Genomic DNA, 10,759 nt, shown 5'->3' on the forward strand with positions numbered 1-10,759 from the left:
TTGCGACCCTCCCGCCTCCGCGCAAAGCTTAGCTTGTTGCGCAGGCGGGAGGGAGCATCGCCATGGCTTCGAGGACAGGTCTGGCCGCGGCCGCGCTGGCCGCGGTGATGATGCTGGCGCCGTCGGTTCGGGCCCAGGTTGGGGCACAGGACGCGGCGCTGCTGGCCCGCGGCAAGCACCTGGTGGAGGTGACCGGCGCCTGCGGCAACTGCCACACGCCGATGGGGCCGCAGGGCCCGGTGGCGGGGCTGACGCTCGCCGGTGGGACGGTGTTCGACGAACCGCCCTTCCGCGCCGTCGCCCCCAACATCACCCCGGACCCCGAGACCGGCATCGGCCGCTGGACCGACGCCCAACTCGCCCGCGCGATCCGCGAGGGTCTCCGCCCCGATGGCAGCCTGATCGGCCCGCCGATGCCGATGACGCTGTATCGCGGCCTGTCGGATCGCGACGTGGCGGCGATGGTGGCCTATCTGCGGACAGTGCCGCCGGTGCGCAACGCGGTCGAGCGCAGCGTCTACCGCATCAGCCTGCCGCCGGCCTATGGCCCGCCGGTGGGCCGCGTGCCGGACCCGGCGGACACGCCCCTGGCGCGCGGCGAATACCTGGCCAATGCCGTCGCCCACTGCATGGAATGCCATACGCCGATGCTGCCCACCGGGCAGAACGACCGCACGCGGCTCGGCGCCGGCGGCATGGAGTTCCGCGGTCCCTGGGGGCTTTCGGTGGCGCGCAACCTGACGCCGCATGCCAACGGGCTGGGCGGCTGGACCGACGCGCAGATCATCGAGGCGGTCACGAAGGGTGTCTCCGCCGATGGTCGGCCGCTTGCACCGCCGATGGCCTTCGCGGCCTATGCCAGCATGACGCCGCAGGAGTTGTCCGACATGGTGGCCTACCTCCGCAGCCTGCCGCCGCAGCCATGAGCCTCCGCGGCAGCCTGCCCCTGACGATCAATGGCCAGCCGGTGACGATCACCGGCGGCCCGTTCGATTCCCTTCCCGACGGGGCCTTCGGCATCTGCCTGGAGGCGGGGGCAGCCAAGGCGGCGCAGGCGGACATCCTGCTGCCCACCGCCGATTACGGGCTGCCTGACCCGGAGGCGCTGCGCGCGGCAGTGGGCGCCGCCCTGGCGCAGCTTCGGGCGAACCCGGACCGGCCGGTGCATGTCGGCTGCCGCGCCGGGGTCGGCCGCACCGGGCTGTTCATGGCCTGCCTGGCCATGGCCGCCGGGGTGGAGGGCGATGCGCTGGCGCATGTCCGGGCGCACTACCTGCCGCATGCGGCGGAGACGCCGGCGCAGGAGGCGATGGCGCGGGACTTTCGCTGGCCCTGAGCGCGCGGAACACCCTGCCGTCGATCGCCAGCAGGCCCAGTCCGATCACCGCCATGCCCACCAGGTGCCGGACCGCCAGCGCCTCCCCCAGCGCCAGCCAGCCGAGCAGCAGCGCCGTCACCGGCACCAGCAGGGTCACCAGCATGGTGTTGGTGGCCCCTGCCCCGGCCAGGATGGCGAAGTACAGCGCATAGGCCAGCGCCGTCGCCAGCAGCCCGAGCGCGACCAGCGCCGCCACCGCATCGACGCCCGGCGCCGGCAGGGTCCAGGGCCGGTCGAGCGCCAGCATCAGCGGCAGCATCATCAGGCTCGACGCGATGCACTGCCCGGCCGCCGCCGGCAGCGGCGCCAGCCCCGCGCGGCGCAGCCGGCGCGACCAGACGCCGGACAGGCCGTAGGACAGGCAGGCGCCGAGGCACAGCGCGATGCCCAGCGCCTCCGCCGCCGCGCCCTGCCCAAATGCGGCCGGGCCGGCGAGGATGGCGACGCCCACCAGGCCCAGCAGCGTGCCCACCAGGCGGTTCGGCGTCAGCTTTTCGTCCGTGGTCAGCGCATGCGCCGCCAGCACGGCGAAGATGGGCGTCGCAGCGTTGACCACGGCGGCGAGGCCGGAGGGGATGTATTGCTGGCCGAGCACGATCAGCGTGAAGGGGATGGCGTTGTTCAGCAGCCCCATGCCGGCGCAAGCCAGCAACCCGGCGCGGGAACGCGGCAGGCGCAAACCCAGGGCGCGGCAGGCCAGCGCCAGCGCCAGTGCCGCCAGCGCCACCCGGGCGAAGACGATGGTCAGCGGCGGGAAGCCGCGCAGCGCGACGGCCATGAAGAAGAAGGACCCGCCCCAGACCACCGACAGCGCCAGCAGCAGGGTCCAGAGCCGGGCGTTCATCGGGGTGGACATGCCCATCCCGATAGGCCGCGGCGCGGTGGCCGCGCCATCCGAAGGTTGCGCGGGTCTGCCCCGCGCGGCCCTTCAGGCGAAGCCGAACTTCTCGGTCGCCGCCGTCTGGCGGGCGATCGCCTCGGTGGTCTGCTGGCGGATGGTCTCCGGATCCGCCGAGAGGTCCGCCACCAGCTGGTAGAGCCGGCGTTCCGAGGGCGCACCGCGATGCACGCCGGGCGTCACGTAGAAGGGCGCGATTTCCGTCACCTGCGCGATCTCGGCGGCCGTGAGCGAAGCGTCGGAGGGTGCGCGCTTCACGTACCACTGGCGCAGCAGCACAGGGGTGCCGTCCATCATCGCCAGGGCGCCCTGGTTGCCATGGTCGAGGCGCCAGCGGTCGCTGGTCACTTCCTCCAGGCAGATGTTCATGTCGAGGCCCGAGACCTTGGCCTGCCACAGCGTGCAGCCGGCCTTGCGGCCGGTGGCGGCGGGGCGCAGGCGCGGGCGGGCGCGGGCGGGGATGGACTTCTCGTCGAAGGCCGCAACCCACAAAGCGAGCAGGCGCTCGATCTCCGCGGGTTGTTCGATGGCGCGCAGGGCGCGGGGGGCGTCAGGTCTGGTCGTGCTCATGTCCGGCGTGCCGCCACCACAATCCCTTGTGCTTTCAACGCCGCCACCTCCTCCGCCGTATAGCCGTGGCGGGCGAGGATGTCGTCGCCATGTTCGTTGAAGCGCGGCGGGGCGGCGCGCGTGCCGCCCGGAGTCCGGCTCATCTTGATCGGCGTGCCGAGGCCCCGGTAGCTGCCGAGTTCCGTGACCATCTGGCGATGTGCGGTATGGGGCGCATTCATCGCTTCGTCCACATGCAGAACGGGGCCGGCGGGCAGTCCGGCCTTCAGCATGCGGTCGCACAGGTCGTGCCCGTCCTCCGCCGCCAGTCGCGCCTCGAGGATTTCGGTCAGTGCCTCGCGGTTGTCGAGGCGGTCGCCATTGGTGCGGAAGCGCGGGTCGTCCGGCAGATGCGGCAGCGACAGGAAGGTGCAGAACTTGCGGAAGGCGGGGTCGTTGCCCACCGCGAGGAACACCTCGCAGGTCTTCGTCCGGTACTTCGAATAGGGCGCGATGTTCGGATGCGGGTTGCCGGTGGCCTTGGGGCGCCGGTCATTCAGGAAATAGTTGGCGGCCTGCGGGTGCAGCAGCGCCATGCCGCAATCATGCAGCGACATGTCGAGGAACTGCCCCTGCCCGCTGCGCGTGCGTTCCTGCAGCGCCATCAGGATGGCGATGGCGGAATACAGCCCGGTGGCGAGGTCGACGATCGGCGTGCCCATCCGGGTCGGCCCGGTGCTGGCATCGCCGTTGATCGACATGAGGCCAACCATCGCCTGGATGATCGCGTCATAGCCCGGCAGCGCGCCGAGCGGGCCATCGGGGCCGAAGCCGGAGACGCGGCAATGGACAAGTCCCGGAAAACGCTTCGACAGGGTGTCGACGTAGCCGATGCCCCACTTCTCCATCGCGCCCGGCTTGTAGTTCTCGATCAGCACGTCGGCGCCTTCCAGCAGCCGCAGCAGCACCTGGCGGCCTTCCGGCTTGCCGAGGTCGAGCGCGAGGGAGCGCTTGTTGCGGTTGACGCCGAGGAAGTAGCTCGCCGTCTGCTCCTGGAAGGGCGGGCCCCAGTCGCGCACCTCGTCGCCCTGCGGCGGCTCGATCTTGATGACCTCCGCGCCATGGTCCGAGAGGATCATGGTGCAATAGGGACCGCCGAGGACGCGGGTGAGGTCGATGACCTTCAGCCCGGCCAGGGCGCCGGGCGACAGCGCCAGACCCTTGCCCTCGGTCATGGGGATCGCATCGGTCATGCGGCGAGTTTCCTGTCGAACACGCGGGCACAGAACTCCGGGTAGGTTTCCAGCATCTCGTCGCAGACCGGGCCGCGAAGCAAAGCCAGCTCCCCCGGTGTCGGATCGGGCGTCTGCGGCACGTCATCCGTGGCGTCGAAGTCGAAGCCCGTCGCGGCCCGGATGCTTTCGATCGTTTCGCCAGGATGGATGCTGGCGAGGGAAAACCGGGCGCGTGCCGGGTCGAACGAAAACACGCATCGGCCGGTGACCAGCGCCTGCGCCGTGCCGCGGCGGAACACGCCGGGCTCGGAGACGCCGGGGGCGGAGATGTTGTCCACGCGCTTCACCAGCACGCGGGGCGAGTGTTCCTCCCGGAACAGGATGGTCCGCGGCGTCATGAAGTACATGAAGGCGGAGCCGAAGCTGCCGGGGAAGCGGACGCCTGTTCCCGGCCATTCGCCGGTGCCGACGAGGTTCAGGTTGGCCTGCCCGTCGATCTGCCCGCCGCCGAGGAAGAACAGGTCGATCCGCCCCTGCCCGGTCAGGTCGAACAATTCGCGCGAGCCCTCGCTGAACGGGTTGCCGGTGCGCTTGTGCAGCAGCGAAAGCCGCACCCTGTGGCCCTGCTTCCGCACCAGCCAGCAGGCCGCCGCCGGAATGGGAGAGGCCGCGCCGACGGCGATGTGCCGGGCCGGCGGGGCGGCGGGGTCCAGGATCAGCCGCGCCAGGGCCGTGGCCAGGCGTTCCTCCGACTTGATGGTCATTCGGCGGCCTGGGCGCGGGACGCCAGCACGTAGCGGGAGAGGTAGTCGGCAAAGCCGGCCTCGGTCTTCGCCATTCGGGCGTATTCGGCGACGTGGGCGGCGTCGAAGGGATACTCGTCCAGCAGCGCCACCGGCCAGGCGGCGCGTTCCGCCACCGCCACCGCCTCGATGTAGGTGCCGCTGATGCAGCCGGGGGCGAGGCGCTCATCCTCCAGCATGTCGCCCTGCACCAGGCGCTCCACCGTGGCGAGGACGCGCCGGGAGGCATGCGCCAGCGTCGCCAGTTCGCGGCGGCGGCCGACCCAGACATTGCCGGCCTCATCCGCCATCACGCCATGGATCAGCGCGACGTCGGGGGACAGGGCGGGCAGCAGCACGATGGGATCGCCGACGCCGTCGCCGAAGGGGTTGGGCACCACCTTCCAGTCTGGCCGGTGCGCCAGGATGTCGCTGCCGATCAGGCCGCGCAGCGGCATGAAGGGCACGCCCTTCTCGGCCGCCTGCAGCATGGAGTGGATCGCCGGGCAGGTGGCGTCGCGCACCGTGATGGTGCCCGCCTTCAGGGCTGCGGAGAAGCGCGGCGCGAAGCCGGCCTCGCCGAGCGATACGGCACTGGTCTGCACCTCCGCGACGCAGCCGGCGCCGATCAGCAGGTCCGTCGCGAAGCCGGACACCGGCACGCCGAGCAGCCGCAGCCGCTTCGCGCCGCGCCGCACCAGCGCCCGGGCGAGCGCCACGGAGGGCAGCGAGTTGTCGGGCGGCAGGGCCAGCAGGGCGCCATCCGGTATGGTGGCGGCCAGCGCATCGACGGTCGGCGCTTCCATGCTTGTCTCCTTCGTCGCGTCTAACTAACCCTTCATGACAGCGGCGCGAAGAGGGGGCGTGCAGGCAGGATGTCCGGAGTGCGACCCATGGTAATTTTGGAAGGCCCGCGCCTGCGGCTGCGCCCCTGGCGGCTGCCGGAGGATCTCGGCCCGCTGCACGCCATCAACGGCGATCCCGCGGTGATGCGCCACCTCCCCGCCGTGATGAACCGCGCCGAAAGCGACGCCTGGGCCGCCCGCCTCGACAGCCACTTCGCCCAGCATGGCTGGGGCTTCTGGGTGGTGGAGACGACGGCGGCGCCGATCGCGGGCAGGGTCGCGGGCATCGTCGGGCTGATGCACATCCCGTGGCAGGCGCCCTTCACCCCCGCGGTCGAGATCGGCTGGCGCATCGCCACCCGCTTCCAGCGCCAGGGTCTCGCCGAGGAAGCGGCGCGGCTGGCGCTGGCGCATGGGTTCGGGCCGCTCGCGTTGGAGCGCATCGTGGCCTTCACGGCGCCGGTCAACGAGGCGTCCTGGCGGCTGATGGAACGGCTGGGGATGCGCCACAAGGGCGCGTTCGAGCATCCGCGGCTGGCGGAGGGGCACCCGTTGCGCACGCAGCTTTGGTACGAATCGGAACGGACCGACTGGCTCGCGCAGCGCCCCTGCGGCTGAACGGGCGAAGGTTACCGCTTGTCCATTCGTGGCCGCGGCCCCACCCTGTTCGGCATGAAACGACTGGCCCTGGCACTGGCGGCAGCCGGTGTCGCCCCCTTCCTGATCGCGGCCGCATCGCCGGGCGACACGCCGGCGGAGTTGCTCCGGCTCGGCTGGCGCAAGGTGGTCTGGCAGGGCATCCCGCCGGCCACCTTCAGCGCGACACCGGGCGGCGGCGTGCGGGTGCAGGGCCAGGCGCAGGCCGGCTTCGTGTTCCGTCCGGTCGAAGGGCCGGCGACCTGCCTCGCCTGGCGCTGGCGCGTCGATGCCGGGCCGCCGCCGACCGACCTCGCCCGGCGCGGCGGGGACGACCGGGCGATCACGCTGACCGTCGGCTTCAACGGCTTCGGACCCGGTGCCGGGATCGCGGCGCGGACCCAGTTGACCATCGCCCAGGCGGTGGCCGGCGACCATCGGCTGCCGCGCAGCATGCTGTCCTATGTCTGGGGCGGCACCGGCCGGGAAGCCGCCGATACGCCGCGCGGCTTCTTCGTCAACCCCTGGAGCAGCGCCCTGTCCCGCGCCCGCATCCTGCGCCCGGCCGATGCGCCGCGCGGACAGTGGGTGGAGGAACGGGTGGACCTGGCGGCCGACTGGCGCGCCGCCTTCGGCGGCGAGACGGTGCCGGCCTTGCAGGAGGTGGCGGTCGGCACCGACACCGACGACACGCGCAGCGCCGTCGATGCGCGGATCGAGAATATCCGGCTGGTGCCCTGCAACTGATTCCCCGGGGCTGAGACGGCCGGCTTCCCATCCAGCCTGCCACCCCCCATCTTGGTCGCAGACCGGAGCCGCCTGACCCATGACCTTGCCCAGATGACCGTAAGCCGGGAGGAGTTCCGCGATGCCATGGCGCGCCTCGGCGCCGCGGTGAACGTGGTGACCAGCGCCGGCCCCGCCGGCCGTGGCGGCTTCACCGCCAGCGCGGTGTGCAGCGTGACGGACGACCCGCCGACCTTGCTGGTCTGCCTCAACCGGTCTTCCTCCGGCAATGCGCTGTTCAAGGCGAATGGCGTGCTCTGCGTGAACACGCTGGCGGCCGGGCAGCGGCCGATCTCGGATGCCTTCGCCGGGCTTGGCGGGCTGGCGGGTGAACAGCGCTTCAGCTTCGGCGACTGGACCACGCTGGCCACCGGCGCGCCGGTGCTGGATTCGGCGGTGGTGTCCTTCGATTGCCGCATCGCCGATGTGGTGGAGAAGGGCACGCACAGCGTGTTCTTCGCGGAAATCCAGGCGATTCGGCAGGGCCAGCCGGGCCGCGCGCTGATCTGGTATGGCCGCGGCTACCACCCCGTCGGCCATGACGCGCTGGCCTGACATGGTTCGGGCGGTCTAGGCTCGGCGCACCGGGATCAGGGACATCATGGACGACACCGCTGCGCCTGCCCGGCTTCCGTGGGACATTCATCCGGCCCTGACCGAGGACCGCCTGCGCATCTGCGCCCGCATGCTGGCCAATGCGCGGCGCGATGCGCTGGCGATGGCGGCCTACGACCTCGGCGACGACCCGTGGTCCGTCGGCTGCCGCGCCTTCGCCTTCGGCCGCAACCGCCTGACCCGCGCCGCTTCCTCCGGCGCCCACAACTGGCTGGGCGTGCTGGATGAATCGAACCACTTCGTCTTCCTGATCGAGGACGTGCCGGTGCGCTTCTACCGCGGCCTGGCGGAGGAGCCTTCCGTCCGCACCCTGCGGCGGCACGAGGAGGAGACGGCGCAGATGTCGCTCGCCCTGCCCGGCGATGCGGCGGAGGGGCTGGCCTTCCGCCTGGCGGTCGAGACCGGCGAGGGCGGCCGCGTCGACCGCGTGGTGTTCCTGGCGCTGCGCGGGGAGGAAGGGGCGGCGGAGTGCTTCTGGCCGGTGCCGCTGGAGATGCCGGCGGAGGACCGCCCGCACGGCCCTGCGCAACTGCGCCTGCTGCCGGATGACGGCTATGCCGGGCCGGGCGGGGAGGCGCGCGGGCGGCGCGACCCGGCGCGGCCAAGGCCAGCCCGCGGCCCTGTCGAAGCGGGCCGCCTGTTCGACGTCTGAACCGGCTTCTGCCGCAGCGACTCCTGCGTGAACCCGCCCCCGCCTCCGCGCTTGATCTCCGCAGACACGGCGAGAGGGCGGCATGGGGCATTCACGGGTGGCGGATCGGGCAGGGCGGCCGCGGGCGGCGGAACAGGGGTTGGATATCGGCCTGGCCGCCTGGCCGGGTGGCCAGCAGGACACGCCGAATGCCTGGGACGTGGCCGGCGGCATTCCGCTCGTGCAGGCGGCCGGCGGGCAGGTGCTGGTGCGGGGCGAGTCGGACTGGCAGGAATTCCCGGGCTTTCTTGAACAGGGGCCGGAGCCGGCGGACCTGCGGCGTTGGAACCGGCCCTGCTGCTCGGCACCCCGGCGGCGATCTCGGCGCTGCAGGCCTCGGGTTGAGCCGGCGGCGGCTTGGGGTTACGCCTTGCGGCTCAGCCTCCAAGGATGCCCGACGTGACCGAAACCTGGGCCGGCCGCCTGCTGTCCATCCATATCGCCGGCGAGGCCTCCGCCCCGATGCAGGCGCTGCCGGAGGCAAGGCTGGTCGAGGGCCATGGCATCGAGGGCGACCGCTACGCCAGCGGCCGGGGCACCTACAGCCACAAGCCGCACCAGGACCGGCAATGCACGCTGATCGAGGTGGAGACGCTGGAGGCATTGGCCCGCGACCACGGCCTAGCGCTGGCGCCGGAGGAAAGCCGGCGCAACCTGACGGTGCGCGGCGTGCCGCTGAACCACCTGGTCGGACGGGAATTCCGGGTGGGCGAGGTGGTGCTGTTCGGCGGCCGGCTGAACGTGCCCTGCCAGTACCTGGACGACCTGCTCGGCCGGCCGCTGTTCAAGCCGCTGATGAACCGCTCCGGCCTGAACTGCCGCATTGTCCGGGGCGGCGTCATCCGGCCGGGTGACGCCATCCGGCCGGTGTAATTCACGCCGCGTAGATCATCTTCCGGGTCATGCCGCCATCGGTCGGGAACTCGGCGCCGGTGACGAAGCCGGCCTCGGGCCCGACCAGCCAGGCAACGAGGGCCGCCACATCCTCCGGCGTCCCGACCCGGCCGGCCGGATGCTGGGCGTGGTCCTCCGGGCGCAGCTCGTCACCCTGCGTGTCGATCCAGCCGGGGCTGACGCAATTCACCCGGATCTCGGGGCCGAGGCTGACGGCCATCGCGTGGGTCAGCGCCAGCAGGCCGCCCTTGGAGGCGGCATAGCTCTCGGTATCCGGCTCCGACTGATGCGCGCGGGTCGAGGCCACGGTGACCACCGAGCCCCGCGCCGTGCGCAGCAGATCCTCCGCCGCGCGGACCAGCAGGAAGCTGGCGGTGAGGTTGGTGGCGAGGACGCTGGACCACTCGGCCAGCGACAGGTCGCGCAACGGCTTGCGGATCATGAAGCCGGCATTGGAAACCAGCGCATCCAGCCGGCCTTCCCGCGCGCGGATGTTCTCGACCAGGGCGGTGACCGCGGCCTCGTCGGCCACATCGGCGACAACGTGGCGCGGCCCCGGTTCGGCATCGCGTGCCGCATCGCGATCCGCGCCCACCACCGCCCAGCCATCCCGCCGCAGCCGCGCCACGATGGCGGCGCCGATGCCGCGGGCCGCGCCGGTGACGAGGGCGACGCGCTGTGGGGCTGGCATCAGCCGGCGCGCAGCCGCTCGGGGATGGGCAGGCCGAGGCGCAGCGGCACCGGCCACAACTCCCGCACCGTGCGGGTGATGCGGAAGCCGGCCTCGACGTAGTTCGGCAGGGCGCGCGGGTGGTCGGCGGTGCAGGTGTTCACCGTCAGCACGCGCGGTGCCTCCGCCCAGGCCGCGTCGATGGCGTGGCGCAGCAGGGCGCGGCCGGCACCACGGCCGATCGCGTGCGGCATCAGGCCGAAATAGGCGAGGTTGATGCCGTATTCGCCGCCGCGGCGGTCCAGCTCATAGAAGCCGGCGGGCTCACCGCCCTGCACCAGCACATGGATGCTGATTTCCGGCCGCGCCAGCAGCATCGCGATCTCGGTGTCCGGCACGGTGCGGCGCAGCCACCACAGGTAATCGCGGCCGACCGTGTCGTACAGGTAGCGATAGAAGGGCACGGAACAGGTGGCGACGCGCTGCACCACGGCACCCGGCGGCAGGTCGGGCGCCGGCGATTCCGGCGGTGCCGCCATGCGCAGGAAGGTGACGTCCACCTCCACCCGTTGCACCGGCTCGCGGATGCCGGTCCCGCGCGCCGCGGTCGCCATCGCTCAGTTGTCCAGGAAGCTGCGCAGCTTGCGGCTGCGGCTCGGGTGCTTGAGCTTGCGCAGCGCCTTGGCCTCGATCTGGCGGATGCGCTCGCGCGTCACGTTGAACTGCTGGCCGACTTCTTCCAGCGTGTGGTCGGTGTTCATGCCGATGCCGAAGCGCATG

15 protein-coding genes and 1 pseudogene are annotated in these 10,759 nt (G+C 72.0%); 8 read left to right on the plus strand and 8 right to left on the minus strand.

Annotated elements, in window-relative coordinates; genetic code table 11:
* Positions 1-62: 62 nt before the first annotated feature.
* Positions 63-926: a c-type cytochrome gene (locus ACFHPP_RS20960; protein ID WP_437165183.1), complete on the plus strand. Its 864-nt coding sequence runs from the start codon at positions 63-65 to the stop codon at positions 924-926.
* Positions 923-1,195 (plus strand): annotated as a pseudogene (locus tag ACFHPP_RS20965) (hypothetical protein); the annotation flags it as partial. The gene ACFHPP_RS20960 and the pseudogene ACFHPP_RS20965, both read left to right, overlap by 4 nt.
* A gap of 10 nt (positions 1,196-1,205) precedes the next feature.
* Here ACFHPP_RS20965 and ACFHPP_RS20970 read toward each other — a convergent pair.
* The 5 genes from ACFHPP_RS20970 to ACFHPP_RS20990 form a co-directional block, all read right to left on the minus strand.
* Complete coding sequence (locus ACFHPP_RS20970) at positions 1,206-2,234, minus strand: DMT family transporter (protein ID WP_437165184.1); 1,029 nt, start codon at positions 2,232-2,234, stop codon at positions 1,206-1,208.
* Between the two features lie 72 nt (positions 2,235-2,306).
* Complete coding sequence (locus ACFHPP_RS20975) at positions 2,307-2,846, minus strand: hypothetical protein (RefSeq protein WP_437165185.1); 540 nt, start codon at positions 2,844-2,846, stop codon at positions 2,307-2,309.
* Positions 2,843-4,078: a CaiB/BaiF CoA transferase family protein gene (locus ACFHPP_RS20980; RefSeq protein WP_437165186.1), complete on the minus strand. Its 1,236-nt coding sequence runs from the start codon at positions 4,076-4,078 to the stop codon at positions 2,843-2,845. Before ACFHPP_RS20980 ends, ACFHPP_RS20975 begins: the two co-directional genes overlap by 4 nt.
* Positions 4,075-4,824 carry a CoA-transferase gene (locus tag ACFHPP_RS20985; RefSeq protein WP_437165187.1) on the minus strand — a complete coding sequence of 250 codons (750 nt, stop codon included), beginning with the start codon at positions 4,822-4,824 and terminating at the stop codon, positions 4,075-4,077. Before ACFHPP_RS20985 ends, ACFHPP_RS20980 begins: the two co-directional genes overlap by 4 nt.
* A complete protein-coding gene (locus tag ACFHPP_RS20990) occupies positions 4,821-5,648 on the minus strand; it encodes a CoA transferase subunit A (RefSeq protein WP_437165188.1) in 828 nt (275 codons plus the stop codon). The genes ACFHPP_RS20985 and ACFHPP_RS20990 overlap by 4 nt, the downstream gene beginning before the upstream one ends.
* Before the next feature lie 87 nt (positions 5,649-5,735).
* Here ACFHPP_RS20990 and ACFHPP_RS20995 point away from each other — a divergent pair, with 87 nt between their 5' ends.
* The 6 genes from ACFHPP_RS20995 to ACFHPP_RS21020 all read left to right on the plus strand — a co-directional run bounded on the left by ACFHPP_RS20995 (position 5,736) and on the right by ACFHPP_RS21020 (position 9,288).
* The gene (locus tag ACFHPP_RS20995) at positions 5,736-6,305 is read left to right on the plus strand and encodes a GNAT family N-acetyltransferase (RefSeq protein WP_437165189.1); all 570 of its coding nucleotides are present in this window, start codon (positions 5,736-5,738) and stop codon (positions 6,303-6,305) included.
* An 18-nt stretch (positions 6,306-6,323) separates the two neighbouring features.
* Positions 6,324-7,070: a DUF3047 domain-containing protein gene (locus ACFHPP_RS21000; protein WP_437165190.1), complete on the plus strand. Its 747-nt coding sequence runs from the start codon at positions 6,324-6,326 to the stop codon at positions 7,068-7,070.
* 93 nt (positions 7,071-7,163) lie between these two features.
* Entirely contained in the window at positions 7,164-7,664 is a 501-nt protein-coding gene (locus ACFHPP_RS21005) for a flavin reductase (protein WP_437165191.1), read from the plus strand.
* Positions 7,665-7,710: 46 nt separating this feature from the next.
* Positions 7,711-8,376, plus strand: coding sequence for a hypothetical protein (locus ACFHPP_RS21010; RefSeq protein ID WP_437165192.1), 666 nt, complete (start codon positions 7,711-7,713; stop codon positions 8,374-8,376).
* An 82-nt stretch (positions 8,377-8,458) separates the two neighbouring features.
* Positions 8,459-8,818, plus strand: coding sequence for a hypothetical protein (locus ACFHPP_RS21015; protein ID WP_437165193.1), 360 nt, complete (start codon positions 8,459-8,461; stop codon positions 8,816-8,818).
* Positions 8,815-9,288 (plus strand): MOSC domain-containing protein, encoded by a 474-nt coding sequence (locus ACFHPP_RS21020; RefSeq protein WP_437165194.1) that lies wholly within the window; start codon positions 8,815-8,817, stop codon positions 9,286-9,288. The genes ACFHPP_RS21015 and ACFHPP_RS21020 overlap by 4 nt, the downstream gene beginning before the upstream one ends.
* 1 nt (position 9,289) lies before the next feature.
* On the opposite strand, the gene ACFHPP_RS21025 is transcribed toward ACFHPP_RS21020, so the two are convergent.
* The 3 genes from ACFHPP_RS21025 to ACFHPP_RS21035 all read right to left on the minus strand — a co-directional run.
* A complete protein-coding gene (locus ACFHPP_RS21025; protein ID WP_437165195.1) occupies positions 9,290-10,000 on the minus strand; it encodes an SDR family oxidoreductase in 711 nt (236 codons plus the stop codon).
* Entirely contained in the window at positions 10,000-10,593 is a 594-nt protein-coding gene (locus tag ACFHPP_RS21030) for a GNAT family N-acetyltransferase (RefSeq protein WP_437165196.1), read from the minus strand. The genes ACFHPP_RS21025 and ACFHPP_RS21030 overlap by 1 nt, the downstream gene beginning before the upstream one ends.
* A 3-nt stretch (positions 10,594-10,596) precedes the next feature.
* A partial coding sequence (locus tag ACFHPP_RS21035) for a sigma factor-like helix-turn-helix DNA-binding protein (protein ID WP_437165199.1) occupies positions 10,597-10,759 on the minus strand: 163 nt, incomplete at its 5' end.

Origin of the sequence: Falsiroseomonas sp. E2-1-a20, assembly GCF_051433195.1 — a bacterium.
Taxonomy (GTDB): domain Bacteria; phylum Pseudomonadota; class Alphaproteobacteria; order Acetobacterales; family Acetobacteraceae; genus Falsiroseomonas.